The organism is Ramlibacter aurantiacus, assembly GCF_016722895.1.
Lineage (GTDB): Bacteria > Pseudomonadota > Gammaproteobacteria > Burkholderiales > Burkholderiaceae_C > Ramlibacter > Ramlibacter aurantiacus.
The window spans coordinates 99,300-118,457 of sequence record NZ_JAEQNA010000011.1; the positions used below are offsets into that span (position 1 = coordinate 99,300).

The following is a 19,158-nucleotide window of genomic DNA, read 5'->3' on the forward strand; positions in this document are numbered from 1 at the left end:
TTTACCCGGTGTAGCCCGCCAGGCGCGGCAGCAGCAGAACGAAGTCGGGCCAGGCCACGACCAGCGCGAGCGCACCGGCCATCACCGCCAGGAAGGGCCAAGTCTCGCGCAGCAGCGCGGCCATCGGCACGTTGGCGACCTTCATCATCATGAACAGGAGCAGCCCGTAGGGCGGCGTGACCAGCCCGATCATGATGTTGAGCACCGCGATCACGCCGAAGTGCACCGGGTCGATGCCCAGCGCCTTGGCCGTGGGCAGCAGCACGGGCAGGATGACCAGGATGATGGTCGAGCCTTCGAGGAACGCACCGAGGACGAGCAGCAGCAGGTTGACCAGGAGCAGGAAACCGAGCGGCGACAGGTCGAGCCCGCTCAGCACGCGGCTCAGGCTGGCCGGGATGTTCTCCGAGGTGATCACGTAGTTGAAGACCAGCGCCCCGGCGATCAGCATGCCGATGGAGACACTCATGCGGGCGCTATCGAGCAGGCAATCGTAGAAGTCGCTCCAGCGCAGCTTGTAGAGCAGCACCGAGATCACGAGCGCATAGGCGGCCGCCACGCCGGCGGCCTCGGTCGGCGTGGTGACGCCGGAATACAGGCATCCGAGCAGGACCACCGGCAGCATCAGGGCCGGGAACGCCTGGCGGGTGACGCGCGGCATGTCGCGCAGCGGCACCTTCGGCTCGAGCGGGAAGTTGCGACGCTTGGCCAGCCACCAGATCAGGACCATCTGCACGGCGCCGAGCAGCAGGCCCGGCAGCACGCCGGCGATGAACAGGTAGCCGATGGAGGTGCCGGACACCAGCGCATACAGCACCAGCGGGATGGAGGGCGGCAGGATCGGGCCGATCACCGAGGAGACCGCGCTGAGGGCGGCGGCGAACTCGGGCGTGTAGCGCTTGCCGCGGGTCATCATCTCCTGCATCAGCTTGCCCGAGCCGGCCGCGTCGGCCAGCGCGCTGCCGGACATGCTGGCGAACACCACGCTCTGCAGCACGTTGACCTGCGCCAGCCCGCCGGGAAAGCGGCCGACGATCGCATTGCAGAAGCGAAGCAGTCGATCGAGGATGCTGCCGCTGCTCATGATGGCCGCCGCCAGGATGAACAGCGGGATCGCCAGCAGCAGGAAGCTGGAGTAGGTGCCGTTGAGCAGCTGCTCCGCCGCGGCGCCCATGTCCATCCCCCGCAGGTACAGGTACAGGACGGAGCCGCCGATCATGGCGTGGCCGATCGGCACGCCGAGCAGGCTCAGGCCGACGATCGCGCCGAGTGCGAGGGGGAAGGGGCTGGTCAGGTTCACGGGCTGGACGAAGTGACGCCCGGCGTGCCCGGTGCCGGCAGCGTGCCGCGGACCGCGCGGACCAGCCGGCGCAAGGAGCGCACGAGCACCGCCACCACGAAGACGATGTAGATGGAGTAGGTGATGTCCATGCGCACGCCGAGGTACGAACTCTTCTCGACCTTCATGAACGTCACGTAGTCGTAGGCGGCGGGCAGCGACATGCCGAACAGCACCAGGACGCCCAGGGCGCCCACGGCGGTCATGACACGCCGGCGCGCCGGCCCGGCGCGATCGGCGATCAGTTCGATGCGGATCTCTTCGTCGTCCTTGAGCACGAAGGCCGCGCCCCACAGCACCAGCCACAGCCAGGCGGCCAGCGACAGCTCCGTGGTCCAGCCCACGGGCCAGTTGAACACGTAGCGCAGGACGATCTGCACGATGAAGGCGATGAAGATCACCGCCAGCAGGAGCGCCGCCACCGCCTCGGCGAAGCGGTGCAGCGGCGCCAGCGCGCGGCCCAGCATGGCCCGGCCGCTCACTTCATGGCGTTGATCTTGCCGAGCATGCCGGCCGGCCAGTGCCTGGCCTCGTCCGATGCCAGGTACACCTTCTGCGCGTGCTCGCGGAAGGCGTTGAGGTTGGGCACGTAGACGTCCAGGCCGGCCTTGCGGAAGGTGTCCGCCAGTTCCGCCTCGCGCTTCTGGTGTTCCGCCGTGCTCCAGGCGATGGCCTTGTCGGCCGCCGCCTGGAAGGCGCGCTGCTTCGCGGGGGCCATCGCGTTCCAGGTCTTCATGTTGATGGTGAGCAGGTCGAAGGCCACCAGGTGCGAAGTCAGCACGATCTGCGACATGACCTCGTGGAACTTCATGTTCTGCACGTTCGGCAGCGGGTTGTCCTGGCCGTCGACCGCGCCGGTCTGCAGGCCCGTGTACGTCTCCGCATAGGCCATCGGCGTGGGATTGGCCCCGATGGAGCGCCCCAGCAGCTGCCATGCGTCGCCCGGCGGCATGCGCAGCTTCACGCCGGCCAGGTCGGCCGGCACGTTGACCTTCTTCTTCGGCTTGAGGCCGACGTGCCGGGTGCCGAAGAAGGTGGGGCCGAGGATCTTCACCTTGACCTGGTCCTCCACCATCTTCTTCATCTGCGCGCCCAGGTCGCTCGCGAAGAAGGCGTTGAGGTGGTCGGCATCGCGGAAGACGTAGGCGGCAGTCAGCAGCGACCAGGCCGGCACCTGCTTGGCGAAGTCCTGCGGCGCGATGTTGCCCATCTCCAGGTTGTCGCGCTGCAGGGCCACCAGTTCGGTGCCCTGCCGGAACAGCGTGGAGTTCAGGTGCGTCTCCAGCTTGTAGTCGGACTCGATGTCCTTGGCGAGCATCTTCATCATGTCCGCGCGGATGTCCTTGTCCGAGAACACGGCGGCGAATCGCAGCGTGGGCTGCGACTGCGCGTGGGCCGGCAGCAGGGTGCCGGCGGACAGGGCGATGCCCGCGCCGAGAAGCGTACGCCGGTCGATGGGATGGTGCATGGTCGTCTCCTTGGGGTGGTCGTCGGAATGATCAGGCCGCTGCGGCCGCGATGCGCTGGGCCACCGCGCGGATCGCCAGTTCGTAGCCCATGGCCCCGAAGCCGCAGATGACGCCGGTGGCCGCCAGCGACATCAGCGAGTGCTGGTAGAGCGGATCGCGCCGGTGGATGTTGGTGAGGTGGACCTCGGCGATGGGCTGGTCCACCGTCTTGAGCGCGTCCAGCAGGGGGATCGAGCGGAACGACAGTCCCGCGGGGTTGATGACGATCGCGGCGGCCCGCTCGCGCGCCTCCTGCACCCAATCCACCAGCACGCCCTCGTGGTTGGTCTGCCGGAATTCGCAGGCCAGGCCCAGGTCCGCGGCCAGCTTGCGGCACGAGGCCTCCACTTGCGCGAGCGTCGTGCTGCCGTACAGGTGCGGCTCGCGCACGCCCAGCAGGTTGAGGTTGGGGCCGTTCAGGACGTACAAGGTCCCGGTGGCCTGCTGCTGGCGATCCGGAGAAAGGGCTTGCGCGAACATGGGCTGTTTTCCTGTGGCGTATTGAGCTGCTGGCTCGTCGATGGGAAGATTCTTGGGCTGCCATCAGAAAGACTTTCCGGTCTGGAAACCTTTTTCACCATACAAGATGAACATTGCGCTCGACCGTGGCCTCTCGGTGCTGGAGCACCTCGCCCGCTTTCCGGAGGGGCTGCCCATGTCCTTGCTGGCTTCGGAACTCGACATCCCCTTGAGCGCCTGCCATCGGGTGCTGGCGGACTTGCAGCGGCGCGGCTATGTGCGCCAGGCGCGCAGCCAGGGGGACTACGTGCTCACGACCAAGGTCGTGTCCCTCGGGCTCGGGTTCCTGAGCAGCGCCGGCATCGTCGAAGTGGCGCAGCCGCTGCTGGAGCGCCTGGCCCAGGCCTCCGGAGAACTGGTCCGCCTGTCGATCGTGGACGACAGCCGGCTCACCTGGGTGGCGCGCTCCCAGGGCACGCGGCAACTGGGGCTGCGCTACGACCCCGACATGGGCATGGAAGCGCGCCTGTCATGCACGGCGTCCGGACACGGGTGGCTGATGTCGCTGTCCGACGAGCGGGCGCTGGAGCTCGTTTCGCGGCAGGGATTCGGCACGCCCGCCGAATACGGCCCCAAGGCGCCGACCACCATCAAGGCCTTGCTGGGTTTCCTGCATGCCGCCCGCGTGCGCGGCTACGCCCTCATCGACGAGGTGTTCGCCCCGGGAATGACCGCCATGGCCGCCCCCGTCCTGCGGCGCAAGGAATGCATCGGCGTCATCAGCATCGCCGGCCCTCGTGCGCGGCTGACCACGAGCCGGATGCACCAGCTGGCGCCTGCCCTGCTGGAAGCGGCGGCTGAACTGGGGCCGATCAGCAGCGCGTCGACCCTGTTCGGGCGGCCGCCCTTGGGAAAGGGCTGATCTCGACGACGTGCCTCGGGTGGCCCACTGACGGGCCGATCCGGAGCGTGGAGTTCCGGCTTGGGGAAGGCAGATGAGCTTCGTAAAAAGCTTCGTGCGGTTCAGTGAATCTCTGGTTTTTCGGATCACCGCGGGCCACTAAAGTCGCCGCCCATGATGTGTCCTGTCCTGCCGCGGCGCACCGGCCGCACCCTCGAACGCACGAGGGCCCTCGCATGGTGATCCTGAGTGGGCTCCTGTTCGGTCTGCTGGCCCTGCTGTGGACCGGCGGCGCGTTCGCATTTGCCGAGCTGGTGCAATGGGGTGCGCAGGCGCTGGCATCCGGCGGTGCCGTCGACACGGCCCGGGGCCTGGCGACGCTCCCGGTGCCGCAGTGGATCGCGCTGTGGGTCGATCCCGCCCTGGTGCAGGCGGCCCAGTCCGTGGTGCTGTGGACGCTCGATGCGGCCCGCGAGGCCGTGCCGATGCTCGGTTCGGCCGCCGGCTGGCTGGTCGCCCTGGTCTGGGTCCTGTGGGCCGTCGGCCTCGTCGCGCTGCTGGTGGCGGCGGGCGGCAGCCATCTGGTCCTGCGCCGCCTGCGCGGTCGCGTTCGCCCGCACTGATCGCCACCCATGTCCAAACGATTGGCCGCGACGATGCGGCGGGCGGCACGGGAACACGCGAGCCCGCAAGCGGCCGGGCTGCAGCTCACCCTGCCGGGCCTGCTGCACCTGCATGGCAGCGATTCGGCGGCCGTCCTGCTGCTGCTGCTGGCCTTGTTCAGCGGCATGCCCATCGCCGGCGCCGGCACGGTGCTCGCCTTCATCATCCTGGCGCTGGCCTGGCGTTGGCACCGCGGCCCGGACGTCGCGCCCCGCCTGCCCGAACGCCTGGAACGGCTGGCGCTGAGCGACGCCTGGTCGCGCCGCTGCCTGCATGCGCTGTGCTGGCTCTATGGCACCTCGGCCCGCGTGCTGCGCGCTCGCTGGACCCTGCTGTGCCATCCCCGCACGCACTGGGGTTGGGGCCTGTGGATCGGCCTGATGGGGGTGCTGATCCTGCTGCCGCTGCCATTCGGCAATGTGCTTCCCAGCCTCAGCCTGATCCTTCTCAGCCTGGGATGGATGTTCCGCGACGGCATCGCCCTGCTGTCCTCGGCCGTGGTCGGCACCGGCGCGGTCGGCTTCGCCGGGGCCACCGTCCACGTGCTGGTGGACTGGGTCGGCACCGGCCTCGCGTGGCTGCAGCGGCTGGCTTGAGGCGATCGCCGGATCGCGCTGCCGATGAGCCCCCGGGAGCTCGATCGCTGCTAGGGTTTCGCATGACCGCCGACAGCCATCACGACCACGAGCATGAGCACCCGGACGGGCCTGGCCGCCCCGCGGAACCCGACGGGCGCTGGAAGCACGACGGCGTGCGCGTGATCCCCGGTGACCAGCTCGATCCCAATGTGCCGTCCACGCCAGGCATGGACCGCAAGGCCGCCATCACCTTCGCCCGGGTGGGGGCGCGAAAGCTGTGGGCGGGCACCGTCACCATCCACCCCGACGCGAAGACCGGCGCGCACCACCACGGCCACCTGGAAAGCGTGATCTACGTGATCCGCGGCCGTGCCCGCATGCGCTGGGGGGAGCACCTGGAGTACACGGCCGAAGCCGGTCCCGGCGACTTCATCTACGTGCCGCCTTGGGTGCCGCACCAGGAGATCAACGCCAGTGCCGACGAGGTGCTCGAATGCGTGCTGTGCCGCAGTGACGGCGAGGCCGTGGCCGTGAATTTGGACATCGAGCCGGTGGAAAAGCCGCAGACCGTGCTGTGGGTCGATCCCACGCACCCCGGTGGGGCGGTCTAGCTTCGCGCGTGGCAACGGACGACGGCCGGTCGATCGCCTTGCCCAGCCTGCGCGGGGGCGGATGCGAGGGCCGACTCTCTAGAATGCCGGCACCCTGGGGTTATCCGGGGCATCCAACCCACGACTGAAGACATGGCAACAGCAAAGAAGGCCAAGGCGGCCGCCCCGAAGAAGACGACCAAGGCCACCAGCGCGAAAGCACCCAAGGCTGCCGCGAAGCCCGCCGCGAAGCCCGCGGCCGGGACGATGAAGCCGATCAAGGAATCCCTGAACAAGACCGGCCTGGTGAACCACCTGGCGCAGGCGTCGGGCGTGGAGCCGAAGTCGGTGAAGGCGGTGATGTCGGCCCTGGAAGGGACCGTGCTCGCCTCCATCAACAAGAAGGGCGCTGGCGCGTTCGTGCTGCCTGGCCTGCTGAAGGTGACGGCCGTCTCGGTGCCGGCCAAGAAGGCGCGCAAGGGCATCAACCCCTTCACCAAGGAGGAGACCGTCTTCAAGGCCAAGCCGGCCACGGTCAAGCTCAAGGTGCGCCCGCTCAAGAAGCTGAAGGACGCCGCGCTCTGAGTTCCGGGCGCTGACGACCAGACGGCCGCCGCGAGCGGCCGTTTCTGTTTCTGGAGCACGGGCTGCATGCGCCCATGAGCGCTGGGGCAGCCGCACCGGCGGCTATCGGAAGGCCTGGCAGTTGCGCGCGGTCTCGGGCGTCGTCTTCAGCTGCCCGTTGGCGCAGGCGGCTCGGGCCGCCGCGACGCAGGCCGCCGCGGCCCGGTCCTGTTCCTGCCGGGTCTGCCTGCGCAGCGCGGGGACGACCGCGGCCTGGAAGGTCTTGCCGCATTCGCCGCTGATGCCGGGGTCGCCGTTGCGCCGTGCGAGGTCGGTCACGATCTCCCATGCACGGTACGCCTGCTCGAATGGCGGGGGCGGCGGCGATCCGGCCCGCGCGCCCGAACCGAGCACCAGCATGAGGGCCGCCAGGGTGACGCCACGGTGATGCGCGATCTTCGCCATGATCACGGGCACCAGAGCCGACCGTCCTGCCAGCCCGGGCGCTTGATCTTGCGCCAGTCGTCGGAGCGCACGCCCGGGCGGTAGAAACTGTCACGCCGCTTGGCCATGACGCCTTCGATCCGGGGGCCGGCGCCGCCCTGGTCCTGGGGGAGAACCCAGGAACGGAAGAGCCCGGCGTCCGCAGGCAGGTCCTGGACGAACAGCAGCGCTGGCTTGGGGTCATCGATCAGTGCGATCAGCTCCCGCAGCAGGTCCTTGCGGCGCATCAGCGGCAGGTGCATGGTCGGCTTTCCATTGCAGAGCAGCAGGTCGAAGCAGCACAGCACGACGGGCGGTGCGCCCGGGTCGCGCCTGCGGCGCCTGGCACGCGCCTGCAGCAGATTGAAATCGCTCGTCCCGTCGGGCCGCAGGACACAGGCTTCGCCGTCGATCACATGCGGCCCCTCCGGGAGCAGCTCCAGGTCGCGCGTGATCTCGGGAAACCAGGCGGTGCAGTCGTTGCCCGCCTTGGTCACCAGGCGCACGCGCTGCCCGGGCTGCCGCATCTGCTGGACGAGCGGCTCATGGCTCGTCGCCTCGATGCCGGCCAGGCATCTGTAGCCGTCGAACTTCAGCTCGTAGATCCAGTCGGGCGAGGTGAACGGCTCGAACAGCTGCTCGACCGCCTGCATGGGCGCTGGGATGGTGGTCACGCACGCAGCATAAGGTCGTGCATCGACGCTGCGGTCGATCCGGGCAGGGCCGGGATGCGATCGATGCCCTTGCTGCACCAGCCGTGCTCATGCAGGGATCGCGTGGTCGCCGCCCGACGAGGCGTGCGTGCTTCAGCCCGGTGCGCCGGCCCCAGCGACGACCCGGTCGCTCCTTCCGCACGTGCCTGTTCTGCGCGGCTATGCGGCCACCGTCACCACGAGCGCTTCGATCCGTCCTTCGATCGCGCCATTGCCGAAGCGCCGGGCCAGCTCCGCCTCGGCGGCGCGGGTGGCACGCTCGAGGCCGTGCGGGTCGCGCGCCTCGATCTCGCCGCGCAGTGGCGTGCCCTCGCAATAGGCAAGCGCCGCCACCCGGGGCGAGACAGCCCGGCTGGTGAACGCCACGGTGTCGATGCCGGGCCCGGCGCGAAAACCGGCCGCGGCGAGGTGCTGCGCCATGACCGATGCGTCGTGGTAGCCGTGGGGTGTGCGCGCCAGGAAGCGCGGAGGATCGTCGGGGAACACCGCGGCGAGCGCGTGCGTCACCGCGTCGGCGAATTCGTTGACCGAAAGAGGTCCCCAGGTGTTGAAGGCGAAGAGGCCACCCGTGCGAAGCATGCGGCGCGCCTCGGCGAACGCCCGCGGCTTGTCGGGGAAGAACATGACGCCGAACTGGCATGCCACCGCATCGAAGGACGCGGTCTCGAACGGCAGTTGCATGGCGTCGGCGATGTGCCATCGCACGGGCCGCCGCGTGCCGATTCTCGCGGCCTCCTCGATCATTGCCGGGTTGAGGTCGGTGGCGACGATCTCCGACGCGGCATCGAGCGTGACGGCGAGTTGGCGGGTCACCACGCCGGTGCCGGCCGCCAACTCCAGCACGCGCGCCGGTGACGACCGTGCCACGCGCGCGGCCAGGTCGACCGCATAGGGCTCGAAGATGAGCGGCACCATGTAGCGCTCGTAGAACTGGGCCACCGAGCCGGTGAAGGCGGTGTCGAGCCTGGAAGTCATGGGAACCTCCGCAAGAACCAGCGGATTGTCCCGCGCGCGAAACGGCCGAGGAGATGAGCCCGAAGCGTATTCCGCAAGGGCCCCGCGGGCTTACTTCAAGCTCGCCAGGTAGGCGAGCAAGGCCGGCAGTTCCGGATCGTTGGCCGTGGGCGCCTTCTGCCGCCTGGCGCCCGCCGACAGCTTCTCGGCCGCGGCTCCCTGGCCGAGCGTCCAGTCGCGCAGGCCCTGGGCGTCGAGCCGGGCGCCGACGCCGTCCAGCGGATTGGCCGGGTTGCCCTTGCCGGCCACCGAATGGCAGTTCATGCAGTTCAGCCGTTCGAAGGCCGCGCGCCCCGCGGCCACGCGGGCATCGGGGGCCGGCGCTGTCGCGGCCGGCTGCGCCGCACCGCCGGGGTTGCGAGCGAAAGCGAAGACGGCCGCCAGGCTCACCACGACACCTGCGGTGAGGCCGGCCAGCCAGCGGGCACGGGACTGTCGGTTCATGTCGGTCACACCCATTCGAAGAGTTCCGAGTGCACGCGGCGGGCATCGACGCCCAGCGCCGCGAGGGCGGCTTCGACCGACTGCGTCATCGCTGTCGGTCCGCAGACGAAGTATTCACGATCGCCACGCTCAGCCTGCAAGGAATTCAACGGCCGGGCCAGCAGGTCCTGGGTGATCAGGCCGTGCTCGCCGGTCCAGCCAGCGGGCGGCTCGCTCAGCACATGCACCACGCGCAGGTCCAGCCGCTGCTGCAACTGATCCAGCTCCTCGCGGAAGGCCACGCGATCCCAGGCGCGGTTGCCGTAGACCAGCAGCAGCGGGCGGCGGTCGCCGCGGTCGGCCAGGGTGCGAAGCATCGACATCACCGGCGCAATGCCGATGCCCCCGGCGATGAAGACGAAGCCCGACGAGTCCGAATGGTGGTCGATGCTGAAGGTGCCGTAAGGGCCGTCGAGCCAGGCGGTTTCTCCGGGCTTCATGTCCTTGATCGTGCGGCTGAAGTCGCCCAGTTCCTTGATGGACAACTCGATGCGGTCGTCGCGCGTGGCGCTGGAGGCGATCGAGAAAGGGTGCTCGTGCATGGACCACGGCGAGTGCCGCAAGGTGAGCCAGGCGAATTGGCCGGGGGCGAACCGCAGGCGGTGTCCAGCCGCGGGTTCGAGCACCAGCGTGGACACGCGCCCGTGCTCGGGCCGCACCTGGGCCACGCGCCATGGCTGGCGCGACAGTCGCCAGGGACGCAGCAGGCGCACCAGCAGCACGATGGCCAACCACGCCGCGGCGAACAGCACCCACAGCCCGCGCTTCCAGGGCAGGTCCAGGTAATGCCCGGCGGCGAACACATGCCACAGCGCGAGCACCATCGCCGTGACGGAGAGCGCCCAGTGCGTCATGCGCCAGCGGTCGTACTCCAGCGCAAGGCGTCGGCGTGCCAGCGCCAGCACGGCCACCGTGGCCAGCAGCACCAGCGCCGCACGGCCGGCCGTCATGTGCGCGGGCGCCCGGCGCGGATCGGCCGACCCGAGCGCCTGCGGAACCTCCAGGAACAGCAGGCCGACGTGCACGGCCACGATGGCCAGCGCGCAGACCGCGAGATAGCGGTGGAAGTAGTAGACGATGTCGATGCCGAACGGCAGCGTCGCACGGCGAAAGCGCGCGGTCAGGACCCACTGCACGCCGAACATCACCAGCGCCGCGTAGCCCAGCGCCATCGAGAAATCCCAGGCGAAGCCGCGCCCCGGGGCGCTGCTGCCGCCGAGCAGCAGCAGCAGCATGGGGGCGGTGACCACCAGCAGGTAAGCCCCGAGCCACGGCGCTGCGCTGCTTCGGTTCGCCTTCGGGTGGGTCATTCGCCTCCTCGATGCCGGCTGAAGGACTGCGGGTTGCCCGCGGGTCGGTTGGCTTCCGGGGCGAACGACCCCGCCGTCAAGCCTGCAGGGCAGCGAGCGCCTTGTTCAAGGTCGCGCTGGGCCGCATGACGGACGCGACCTTCTCGCGGTCGGGGAAGTAGTAGCCGCCGATGTCGACCGGCTGGCCCTGGACCGAGTTGAGCTCGTCGACGATCTTCTGTTCATTGGCCGCGAGCGTCTGCGCCAGGGGCGCGAAGCGCCTGGCCAGCTCGGCGTCCTGCGTCTGGGCCGCCAGCTCCTGCGCCCAGTAGAGCGTGAGGTAGAACTGGCTGCCGCGGTTGTCCAGCTGACCGGTCTTCGGGGACGGGTTCTTGTTGTTGTCCAGCAGCTTGCCGGTGGCAGCGTCCAGCGCGGTGGCGATGATCTTGGCCTTGGTGTTGCCGGTCTTGATGCCCGCGTCTTCCAGGCTCACGGCCAGCGCCAGGAACTCGCCCAGCGAATCCCAGCGCAGGTGGTTTTCTTCCACCAGCTGCTGCACGTGCTTGGGAGCGGAGCCGCCCGCGCCCGTCTCGTACATGCCGCCGCCGGCCATCAGCGGCACGATGGACAGCATCTTGGCGCTGGTGCCGAGTTCCATGATGGGGAACAGGTCGGTGAGGTAGTCGCGCAGGATGTTGCCGGTGACGCTGATGGTGTCCTTGCCGCGGACGACCCGCTCCAGCGTGTAGCGCATGGCGCGCGTCTGGCTCATCACGTGGATGTCCAGGCCCGTGGTGTCGTGCTCCTTGAGGTACCTGGCGACCTTCTTGCGCAGCTCCGACTCGTGCGGGCGGTAGTTGTCCAGCCAGAACACCGCGGTCATGCCCGAGTTGCGGGCGCGCGTGACGGCCAGCTTGACCCAGTCGCGGATGGCGGCGTCCTTGACCTGGCACATGCGCCAGATGTCGCCCTGCTCGACGTTCTGCGACAGCAGCACCTCGCCGGTGGCCAGGTCGGTGATGTTGGCCACGCCGTCTTCGGGCACCTCGAAGGTCTTGTCGTGCGAGCCGTATTCCTCGGCCTGCTGCGCCATGAGGCCGACGTTGGGCACGGTGCCCATGGTCTTCGGATCGAACGCCCCGTGCCACTTGCAGAAGTTGATCATCTCCTGGTAGATGCGGGCGAAGGTGGACTCGGGGATCACGGCCTTGACCTCGGCCAGGCGGCCGTCGGCGCCGTACATCTTGCCGCCCTGGCGGATCATGGCCGGCATGGAGGCGTCCACGATGACGTCGTTGGGCGAGTGGAAGTTGGTGATCCCCTTGGCCGAGTCGACCATGGCGAGCGCCGGGCGGTTCTCCAGGCAGGCGTGCAGGTCGCGCTTGATCTCGTCCTGCTGCGACTGCGGCAGCGTGGCGATCTTGTCGTACAGGTTCGCCATGCCGTTGTTGACGTTCACGCCCAGCTCGTCGAACAGCTTGCCGTGCTTGGCGAAGGCATCCCTGTAGAAGGTGCGCACGCAGTGGCCGAACACGATGGGGTGCGACACCTTCATCATCGTGGCCTTGACGTGCAGCGAGAACATCACGCCGGTGTCCTTGGCGTCCTGGATCTGCTTCTCGTAGAAGGCCAGCAGCGCCTTCTTGCTCATGAACATCGAGTCGATGATCTCGCCTTCGAGCAGCGACACCTTGGGCTTGAGCACCAGCGTCTTGCCCGACTTGGTGATTAGCTCCATCTTGACGTCACGCGCCTTGTCCAGCGTCATGGACTTCTCGCTGGCGTAGAAGTCGCCCCCGACCATGTGCGAGACATGGGTGCGGGAGGCGGGGCTCCACGGCGCCATGCTGTGAGGGTTCTTGCGGGCGTATTCCTTGACGGCCTTGGGGGCGCGGCGGTCGGAGTTGCCCTCGCGCAGCACCGGGTTCACGGCCGAGCCCAGCACCTTGGCGTAGCGCTGGCGGATGGACTTTTCCTCGTCGGTCTGCGGATTTTCGGGGTACTCGGGAACCATCAGGCCCTTGGAACGCAGCTCGCGGATGGCAGCGACCAGCTGGTTCTGCGAGGCGCTGATGTTGGGCAGCTTGATGATGTTGGCGTCCGGCTGCAGGGTCTTGCTGCCCAGCTCGGCCAGGGTGTTGGGCACCTTCTGGCCGTCGGTCAGGAACTCGGGAAACTCGCCGAGGATCCGGTGGGCCACGGAGATGTCGCTTTCGACGACATCGATACCCGCCGCCGCCGCGAAGGTGCGCACGATGGGCAGGAACGAATGCGTCGCCAGATAAGGCGCTTCGTCGGTGAGCGTGTAGATGATCTGGGTACGGTCAGGCACGGGAATGTCTCTCGAAAAAACTGAGGGGGGCGAGCGCGTGGCGCCAGGGCGCAATGTTATGTCATGAGCAGCGAGCCGCCGGCGGAAGGCGCGGCGCCAGGCGGACTCAGCGATCCGCCTCTTCCAGCCGAGCCTTCAAGTCCTCCGTGCGCTGGCTGGTCATCTCGGCCAGGCACATCGACCTGACGAGCGGGTAGATGGTGCCGCCCTGGTACGCGGCCGACCGGAAGTCGCAGTTCATGTCGCGATAGGACAGCCATACCCGCTGCACGGAGCGCAGCTTGTCACGTTGGGCGGGCTTGAGCTTCGACGCGAGGTCGCGGTACGTGTCGTTCAGGCGTGCGTCTTCGCGCGCATGGTCCTGCGCCGCGCACTCGTTCATCTCTCCCTGGGTCATGGCGTGCCGGCAGTTCTGCGCGGCGGCAGTGGCGGGGCAGGCGACAGCGAGCACCGCCAGAAGTGCATGTGAGGAGTAGGACATCGAAGTCACCAGGAGGCGGATGTGTGGTGGCGGATGTGCGATGGCTGATGTATGGCCACCTGATCCATCCCGGTTTCAACCCGTGTTGCGCAAGCCCGCCGCGATGCCGTTGATCGACATGTGGATGCCGCGCTGCACTTCCTCGTCGTCCTGCCCTTCGCGATACCGCCGCACCAGTTCCACCTGCAGGTGGTTCAGCGGATCGATGTACGGGAAGCGGTGCCGGATGGAGCGCTGCAGCGCCGGATTGCCCGCCAACCGCTGCTTGTCGCCCGTGATCTGGTAGAGCGCATCCACCGTGCGCTGCCACTCGGCCTCGATGGCGGCCGTGATGCGCTTGCGCAGGCGCGCGTCGGGCACGAGTTCGCTGTAGCGCGAGGCCAGGGCCAAATCGCTCTTGGCCAGCACCATGTCCATGTTGGACAGCAGCGTGCGAAAGAACGGCCATTGCCGGTACATCTTCTGCAGCAGGGCCAGGCGTTCCTTGTGGGCGCCGCGGCCGGCTTCGTCGGATCGCGTGAAGGCCCGGACGGCCGAGCCGAAGCCGAACCAGCCGGGCAGGGTGAGGCGGCACTGGCCCCAGCTGAAGCTCCAGGGGATGGCGCGCAGGTCTTCGATGCGCTGGCCCGACTTGCGTGAAGCCGGGCGCGATCCGATGTTGAGTTCGGCGATCTCGCGGATCGGCGTCGCGCCGAAGAAGTAGTCGGTGAAGGCCGGGGTGTCGTACACCAGGGCGCGATAGGCGCGCATGCTGGCCTCGGACAGCTCGCGCGCGGCGTCCAGGAAGGCCGCGGGCGCGGTCTTGGTGGGCTGCAGCAGCGTGGCTTCGAGGGTGGCGGCGACCAGCGTCTCGAGGTTGCGGCGGCCGATCTCGGGATTGGCGTACTTGGAGCCGATCACCTCGCCCTGTTCGGTGAGGCGGATCTGCCCCTGCACGGTGCCCTGAGGCTGCGCCAGGATGGCCTGGTAGCTGGGGCCGCCGCCCCGGCCGACCGTGCCGCCGCGGCCGTGGAACATGCGCAGGCGAATGCCGTGGCTGCGGGTCAGCTCCTCGAACAGCTGGACCAGCGCGATGCCCGCGCAGTACAGCTCCCAGTTGCTGGTGAAGATGCCGCCGTCCTTGTTGCTGTCGCTGTAGCCCAGCATGATGTCCTGCTCGGCGCCCGAGCGCTGCACCAGCCGCGCAATGCCGGGCAGGGAATAGAACTCGCGCATGATGGGCGCGGCGTTGCGCAGGTCTTCGATGGTCTCGAAGAGGGGCACGACGATCAGCTGGCAGGTGCCGCTGTCCTGCAGCGTGCCCTGCATCAGCCGGGTTTCCTTCTGCAGCAGCAGCACTTCGAGCAGGTCGCTCACGCTCTCGGTGTGGCTGATGATGTAGTGGCGGATGGACTGCGGCCCCAGCTTGCCGCGCAGCCGGTGCGCGGTCTCGAAGATGGCGAGTTCGCGCTGCGCGTGGTCGGAGTAGGGCGCACCCGGAACCCGCAGCGGACGGGCCTCGCCGAGCAGGCGCACCAGCAGCACGCGACGCTCGGCCTCGGGCAATTGCGCGTAGCCGGCCTCCACACCCGCGGTGGCCAGCAGTTCGGCGACCACGGCCTCGTGCTGTTCCGAGTTCTGCCGCAGGTCCATCGTGGCCAGGTGGAAGCCGAACACTTCGGCGGCCCGGATCAGCGGGCCCAGGCGTTGCGGCACGAGCGCCGCGCCGTGGCTGGCCAGCAGCGAATCGCGGATGGTGTGCAGGTCGGCCAGGAAGTCCTCGGCGCGCGCATACGGGTCTTGCGGCGGCAGCACATGGCGCGCGGCCTCGCCGCCGCCCAGCTCGCGCAGAGTGGCGGCCAGCCGCGCGTACATGTAGGCCAGGGCGCGCCGGTAGGGCTCGTCCACGCGGTGTTCGTCGTGGTCGGGGGATCGGTCGGCCAGCGCCTGCATGGCCGGCGTGACCGGCACCAGCATGGCCGAGAGCGACAGCTCGGTGCCCAGGAAGTGCACCTCGGTGAGGTAGTGGCGCAGGGCCACTTCGCTTTGCCGGCGCAGGGCGTACTCGAGCGTGCCGGCGCCGACGTTGGGGTTGCCGTCGCGGTCGCCGCCGATCCACATGCCCATGCGAAGGAAGGTGCCCACTTCCGACTGGCCGAGTTCGCGCTCGAGGTTGGCGTAGATGCGCGGGATCTCGCGCAGGAAGGTGGTCTCGTAGTAGGAGAGCGCGTTCTCCACTTCGTCGGCCACGGTGAGCTTGCTGTAGCGAAGCAGGCGGGTCTGCCACAGCTGCGTGACACGGGCGCGGATCTGCGCGTCGTTGGCGGCCAGCTCGCGCGGGGCCAGCGCGTCCTTGGGCAAGGCCCGCGCCTTGATCTCGTCGCGCTCGGTGAGCAGCCGGGCGATGCCGCGCTCGGCGTCGAGGATGCTCTTGCGCTGCACCTCGGTGGGATGCGCGGTGAGCACCGGCGAGATGTAGCTGTGCGCGAGCGTGTCGGCCACCGCGCGCGGTGCGATGCCGGCCCATCGCAGTCGCGCCAGGGCCACCTCGATGCTGCCCTCGTGCGAGTCACCGGCCCGCTCGTGGATGACGCGGCGGCGGATGTGGTGGCGGTCCTCGGCCAGGTTCGCCAGGTGGCTGAAGTAGGTGAAGGCGCGGATCACCCGCACCGCCTGTTCGGCCGACAGCGACTTGAGCAGCGACTTGAGCGCGCGGTCGGCTTCGTGGTCGGCGTCGCGCCGGAAGGCCACCGAGAGCTTGCGGATCTGCTCGACCAGCTCGAAGGCCTCCTGGCCTTCCTGCTCGCGGATCACGTCGCCCAGGATGCGCCCGAGCAGCCGGATGTCCTCGCGCAAGGGCTTCTCGTTGTCGCGAGCCCTGCGCACGGGCGAGTCGGGCGCCGAGGGCGCGGAGAGGACGGCGGACATGGAAACAGGCTCCTGGAGGTGCTCAAATTTTCGGCAGGGCGCATGCTAGCATCGCCGGCTTCCCCCGCTTTTTCTCCTCTGGCAGAGGTTCCCAACTTGAGCAAATTCGTGATCGCCACGCGCGAGAGCCGCCTGGCGCTTTGGCAGGCCGGACACGTGCAATCGCTGCTGCAGGCGCGTGGCCACCCCGTCGGGCTCTTGGGCATGACCACGCGCGGTGACCAGATCCTGGACCGCAGCCTGAGCAAGGTCGGCGGCAAGGGCCTGTTCGTCAAGGAGCTGGAAGTCGCCCTCGAAGAAGGGCGCGCCGACCTGGCCGTGCATTCGCTCAAGGACGTGCCCATGGACCTGCCCGAGGGCTTCCAGCTGGCCTGCGTGCTCGAACGCGAGGACCCGCGCGATGCGCTGGTGTCCAACCGCTTCGATCGCCTGGCCGACCTGCCCGCCGGCAGCGTGGTGGGCACCTCCAGCCTGCGCCGCGTGGTGCTGCTGAAGGCCCTGCGGCCCGACCTGCGCATCGAGCCGCTGCGCGGCAACCTCGACACCCGCTTGCGCAAGCTCGACGACGGCGCCTACGAAGCCATCGTGCTGGCCGCCGCCGGACTCAAGCGGCTCGGCCTGGCCGGGCGCATCCGCCAGGTGTTCGAGCCGCAGGAGATGCTGCCGGCCGCGGGGCAGGGTGCACTGGGCATCGAGGTGCGGCGCGAACGTGCCGACGTGACCCGGGCACTGGCCGACCTCGCGCACCAGCCGACCTGGCTGGCGGTCGCCGCCGAGCGCGAGGTGAGTCGCGCCATGGGCGGCAGCTGCTCGATGCCACTGGCGGCGTTCGCCCGCTTCAAGCAAGCGAACGAGCTCGAACTGCACGCGGCCTGGGGTGACCCCGAGGCGGCCGACGGCGGGCTGCTGCGGGTCCAGGTGAGCGGCGAGGTGGGTGAGCTCGCACAGGCGGTCGCGCTGGGTTCGGCGGCGGCGGCCCAATTGCGGGCCGGCGGCGCCCGCTGATCGCGGTGGCACCTTCGGTCTGGGTCACCCGACCGGCGCGGGAGGCCTCGCGCTGGGTCGATGCGCTGCGTCGCGGCGGCATCGCGGCGCAGGCCTTTCCGCTGATCGAGATCGCACCCGCGCCCGATCCTGCGGCGCTGGCGCAGTGCCGTGCCGCCCTGGCGCAATTCGATGCGGTGATGTTCGTGAGCGCGCACGCGGTGCAGGGCCTGCTGCCGGCACCGGGCCTGTGGCCGGCCACCGGGCCCCGCGCCTGGGCCACCGGCGCCGGCACCGCGGCGGCGCTGCGAGCGGCCGGGGTGCCCGGCGATCACATCGACGTGCCGGGTGCCGATGCACCCCAGTTCGACTCCGAAGCCCTGTGGCCGCTGGTGAGTGCCCAAGTGGCGCCGGGCGCGCAGGTGCTGGTGGTCCGGGGGGCGGATGCGCAGGGGCAGACGAGTGGCCGCCCGTGGCTGGTCGAGCAGTTGCGCCAGCGCGGGGCCGCTGTGACCGAGGTGGCCAGCTACAGCCGACGCGCGCCGGCCCTGGACACGCAGCAGCTGGCGCGGGCCGGCGATGCCGCCGCCGGCTGGTGGCTTTTCAGCAGCTCCGAGGCAGTCGCCAACCTGGTGGCCGCAGGGCCCGGCACGGACCGCGCCTCCTGGCGCGCCCTGTGCACCCATCCGCGTATCGCGCAAGCGGCCCGGTTGGCCGGCTTCGGCGAGGTGGCGCAGGTCCGGCCCACCGTGGAGGCTGTGCTCGCCTTTCTACAATCCCAGCCATGACTGCTCCCCCTTCCGGCGCCACCGGCCCCGTGCCCCAGGCCGCCGCGACCGATGCGGCGCTGCAGCCGCAGACTGCCGGCGTGCTGGTCAGCCGACCGGTCCTTTATGCCTTGCTGGTGCTCGTCGTGCTGGCTCTCGGCGCCAGCCTGCTGCTGTGGCAGCGGCTCGGCCATATCGAACAGCAGCTGGCCCGCCAGAGCGCGGATTCCGGCGCGCAGGCGATCGAGGCCCGGGCCCTGGCGCGCGAGGCCCAGGAGCTGGCTCGCGCAACGGCGGCCCGGCAGGCGGTCAATGAAAGCCGCCTGGCCGAAGTGGCGCAGCAGCGCACGCAACTGGACGACCTGATGCAAAGCCTCTCGCGCTCGCGCGACGAGAACCTGCTGGTGGACATCGAGTCTTCCCTGCGGCTGGCCCAGCAGCAGGCGCAGCTGGCCCTCAGCCCCGAGCCGTTGCTGGCGGCGCTGCGGTCCACCGAGCAGCGCCTGGCCCGCGCCGCGCAGCCGCGGCTGGCGCGGGTGCGCACGGCCATCCAGCGTGACATCGAACGCATCAGCGCGGCCACCGTGCCGGACGTGCCGGCGCTGCTGGTGCGGCTGGACGAGCTCGCCCGCGCGGCCGACGAACTGCCCGTGGCCAATGGCGTGGGGCCTGCCTTCCAGATGCAGACCCGGCGCGAAGCTCCGGCGAGCGAGGCGCCCTGGTGGGAGCGCGCGCTGGCCGTGCTGCATGAAGAGGCACGGGCCCTGGTGCGGGTCAGCCGGATCGAAGCGCCCGAGGCGGCGCTGGTGTCGCCCGACCAGGCTTTCTTCCTGCGGGAAAACCTCAAGCTCAAGTTGCTGAACGCCCGGCTGTCGCTGCTGGCACGCCTGCCCGACCTGGCTCGCGCCGACCTGGCCAGCGCGCAGCAATCGGTGCAGCGGTACTTCAGTGCCGGCCGGCGCAGCCAGTCGATGGCGACCAGCCTGCAGCAGCTGCAGGTGCAGCTGCGCAGCGTGGAGATGCCGCGCATCGACGAGACGCTGGCCCTGCTGGACGCCACGGCGGCGGGGCGGTGAACATGGCTGCAGACTTCGCGTCGACTT

The 19,158-nt window shown here is 69.4% G+C and carries 20 protein-coding genes; 8 read left to right on the forward strand and 12 right to left on the reverse strand.

Translation table 11 applies throughout. From position 1 onward, the window contains the following. Position 1: 1 nt before the first annotated feature. Genes JI739_RS22325 through JI739_RS22340 form a run of 4 tightly spaced genes read right to left on the reverse strand, consistent with a single transcriptional unit; the run spans position 2 to position 3,327 of the window. Positions 2-1,300, reverse strand: coding sequence for a TRAP transporter large permease (locus tag JI739_RS22325; RefSeq protein ID WP_201686227.1), 1,299 nt, complete (start codon positions 1,298-1,300; stop codon positions 2-4). Continuing rightward, on the reverse strand, positions 1,297-1,821 hold the full coding sequence (locus JI739_RS22330) for a TRAP transporter small permease (protein ID WP_354003782.1): 525 nt from the start codon (positions 1,819-1,821) through the stop codon (positions 1,297-1,299). Before JI739_RS22330 ends, JI739_RS22325 begins: the two co-directional genes overlap by 4 nt. Beyond that, a complete protein-coding gene (gene dctP, locus JI739_RS22335) occupies positions 1,818-2,807 on the reverse strand; it encodes a TRAP transporter substrate-binding protein DctP (RefSeq protein ID WP_201686228.1) in 990 nt (329 codons plus the stop codon). The genes JI739_RS22330 and dctP overlap by 4 nt, the downstream gene beginning before the upstream one ends. Before the next feature lie 31 nt (positions 2,808-2,838). Then, entirely contained in the window at positions 2,839-3,327 is a 489-nt protein-coding gene (locus tag JI739_RS22340) for a type II 3-dehydroquinate dehydratase (RefSeq protein ID WP_201686229.1), read from the reverse strand. A gap of 106 nt (positions 3,328-3,433) precedes the next feature. Between JI739_RS22340 and JI739_RS22345 the strand changes: the two genes are divergently transcribed. The 5 genes from JI739_RS22345 to JI739_RS22365 all read left to right on the forward strand — a co-directional run bounded on the left by JI739_RS22345 (position 3,434) and on the right by JI739_RS22365 (position 6,623). Continuing rightward, positions 3,434-4,228 (forward strand): IclR family transcriptional regulator, encoded by a 795-nt coding sequence (locus JI739_RS22345; protein WP_201686230.1) that lies wholly within the window; start codon positions 3,434-3,436, stop codon positions 4,226-4,228. 215 nt (positions 4,229-4,443) lie between these two features. Next, positions 4,444-4,830 carry a hypothetical protein gene (locus tag JI739_RS22350; RefSeq protein ID WP_201686231.1) on the forward strand — a complete coding sequence of 129 codons (387 nt, stop codon included), beginning with the start codon at positions 4,444-4,446 and terminating at the stop codon, positions 4,828-4,830. A gap of 9 nt (positions 4,831-4,839) precedes the next feature. Beyond that, positions 4,840-5,466 carry an exopolysaccharide biosynthesis protein gene (locus JI739_RS22355; RefSeq protein WP_201686232.1) on the forward strand — a complete coding sequence of 209 codons (627 nt, stop codon included), beginning with the start codon at positions 4,840-4,842 and terminating at the stop codon, positions 5,464-5,466. A gap of 62 nt (positions 5,467-5,528) precedes the next feature. Continuing rightward, the gene (locus tag JI739_RS22360) at positions 5,529-6,059 is read left to right on the forward strand and encodes a cupin domain-containing protein (protein ID WP_201686233.1); all 531 of its coding nucleotides are present in this window, start codon (positions 5,529-5,531) and stop codon (positions 6,057-6,059) included. 132 nt (positions 6,060-6,191) lie between these two features. Then, the gene (locus JI739_RS22365) at positions 6,192-6,623 is read left to right on the forward strand and encodes an HU family DNA-binding protein (RefSeq protein WP_201686234.1); all 432 of its coding nucleotides are present in this window, start codon (positions 6,192-6,194) and stop codon (positions 6,621-6,623) included. A 102-nt stretch (positions 6,624-6,725) separates the two neighbouring features. Here the strand turns inward: JI739_RS22365 and JI739_RS22370 are convergent, their stop codons facing one another. The 8 genes from JI739_RS22370 to ppc form a co-directional block, all read right to left on the reverse strand. Beyond that, entirely contained in the window at positions 6,726-7,067 is a 342-nt protein-coding gene (locus JI739_RS22370; protein ID WP_201686235.1) for a hypothetical protein, read from the reverse strand. A 2-nt stretch (positions 7,068-7,069) separates the two neighbouring features. Beyond that, positions 7,070-7,759, reverse strand: coding sequence for an ATP-dependent DNA ligase (locus JI739_RS22375; protein ID WP_201686236.1), 690 nt, complete (start codon positions 7,757-7,759; stop codon positions 7,070-7,072). 198 nt (positions 7,760-7,957) lie between these two features. Further along, entirely contained in the window at positions 7,958-8,773 is an 816-nt protein-coding gene (locus JI739_RS22380; protein ID WP_201686237.1) for a class I SAM-dependent methyltransferase, read from the reverse strand. 90 nt (positions 8,774-8,863) lie between these two features. Beyond that, a complete protein-coding gene (locus JI739_RS22385) occupies positions 8,864-9,256 on the reverse strand; it encodes a c-type cytochrome (RefSeq protein ID WP_201686238.1) in 393 nt (130 codons plus the stop codon). Positions 9,257-9,261: 5 nt separating this feature from the next. Then, positions 9,262-10,605, reverse strand: a complete 1,344-nt coding sequence (locus JI739_RS22390; protein ID WP_201686239.1) for a ferredoxin reductase family protein — start codon at positions 10,603-10,605, stop codon at positions 9,262-9,264. A gap of 76 nt (positions 10,606-10,681) precedes the next feature. Then, positions 10,682-12,916, reverse strand: a complete 2,235-nt coding sequence (locus tag JI739_RS22395) for an NADP-dependent isocitrate dehydrogenase (protein ID WP_201686240.1) — start codon at positions 12,914-12,916, stop codon at positions 10,682-10,684. A gap of 106 nt (positions 12,917-13,022) precedes the next feature. Beyond that, positions 13,023-13,397: a lysozyme inhibitor LprI family protein gene (locus JI739_RS22400; protein WP_201686241.1), complete on the reverse strand. Its 375-nt coding sequence runs from the start codon at positions 13,395-13,397 to the stop codon at positions 13,023-13,025. A 75-nt stretch (positions 13,398-13,472) separates the two neighbouring features. Next, positions 13,473-16,304, reverse strand: coding sequence for a phosphoenolpyruvate carboxylase (gene ppc / locus JI739_RS22405; protein WP_201686242.1), 2,832 nt, complete (start codon positions 16,302-16,304; stop codon positions 13,473-13,475). Positions 16,305-16,346: 42 nt separating this feature from the next. Between ppc and hemC the strand changes: the two genes are divergently transcribed. The 3 genes from hemC to JI739_RS22420 are packed head-to-tail and all read left to right on the forward strand — an operon-like array spanning position 16,347 to position 19,131. Beyond that, on the forward strand, positions 16,347-17,309 hold the full coding sequence (gene hemC, locus JI739_RS22410) for a hydroxymethylbilane synthase (RefSeq protein ID WP_201686243.1): 963 nt from the start codon (positions 16,347-16,349) through the stop codon (positions 17,307-17,309). 5 nt (positions 17,310-17,314) lie between these two features. Further along, a complete protein-coding gene (locus tag JI739_RS22415; protein ID WP_435531636.1) occupies positions 17,315-18,076 on the forward strand; it encodes a uroporphyrinogen-III synthase in 762 nt (253 codons plus the stop codon). Then, on the forward strand, positions 18,073-19,131 hold the full coding sequence (locus JI739_RS22420; RefSeq protein WP_201686244.1) for a uroporphyrinogen-III C-methyltransferase: 1,059 nt from the start codon (positions 18,073-18,075) through the stop codon (positions 19,129-19,131). Before JI739_RS22415 ends, JI739_RS22420 begins: the two co-directional genes overlap by 4 nt. The last annotated feature ends 27 nt before the right edge of the window (positions 19,132-19,158 follow it).

Coding starts and splice junctions, on each gene's coding strand:
- JI739_RS22365 (WP_201686234.1), top strand. CDS start 6,192: ATGGCAACAGCAAAGAAGGCCAAGGCGGCCGCCCCGAAGAAGACGACC.
- hemC (WP_201686243.1), top strand. CDS start 16,347: ATGCTAGCATCGCCGGCTTCCCCCGCTTTTTCTCCTCTGGCAGAGGTT.
- JI739_RS22340 (WP_201686229.1), bottom strand. CDS start 3,327: ATGTTCGCGCAAGCCCTTTCTCCGGATCGCCAGCAGCAGGCCACCGGG.
- JI739_RS22385 (WP_201686238.1), bottom strand. CDS start 9,256: ATGAACCGACAGTCCCGTGCCCGCTGGCTGGCCGGCCTCACCGCAGGT.
- JI739_RS22350 (WP_201686231.1), top strand. CDS start 4,444: ATGGTGATCCTGAGTGGGCTCCTGTTCGGTCTGCTGGCCCTGCTGTGG.
- JI739_RS22390 (WP_201686239.1), bottom strand. CDS start 10,605: ATGACCCACCCGAAGGCGAACCGAAGCAGCGCAGCGCCGTGGCTCGGG.
- JI739_RS22355 (WP_201686232.1), top strand. CDS start 4,840: ATGTCCAAACGATTGGCCGCGACGATGCGGCGGGCGGCACGGGAACAC.
- JI739_RS22420 (WP_201686244.1), top strand. CDS start 18,073: ATGACTGCTCCCCCTTCCGGCGCCACCGGCCCCGTGCCCCAGGCCGCC.
- JI739_RS22370 (WP_201686235.1), bottom strand. CDS start 7,067: ATGGCGAAGATCGCGCATCACCGTGGCGTCACCCTGGCGGCCCTCATG.
- JI739_RS22400 (WP_201686241.1), bottom strand. CDS start 13,397: ATGTCCTACTCCTCACATGCACTTCTGGCGGTGCTCGCTGTCGCCTGC.
- ppc (WP_201686242.1), bottom strand. CDS start 16,304: ATGTCCGCCGTCCTCTCCGCGCCCTCGGCGCCCGACTCGCCCGTGCGC.
- JI739_RS22345 (WP_201686230.1), top strand. CDS start 3,434: ATGAACATTGCGCTCGACCGTGGCCTCTCGGTGCTGGAGCACCTCGCC.
- dctP (WP_201686228.1), bottom strand. CDS start 2,807: ATGCACCATCCCATCGACCGGCGTACGCTTCTCGGCGCGGGCATCGCC.
- JI739_RS22380 (WP_201686237.1), bottom strand. CDS start 8,773: ATGACTTCCAGGCTCGACACCGCCTTCACCGGCTCGGTGGCCCAGTTC.
- JI739_RS22360 (WP_201686233.1), top strand. CDS start 5,529: ATGACCGCCGACAGCCATCACGACCACGAGCATGAGCACCCGGACGGG.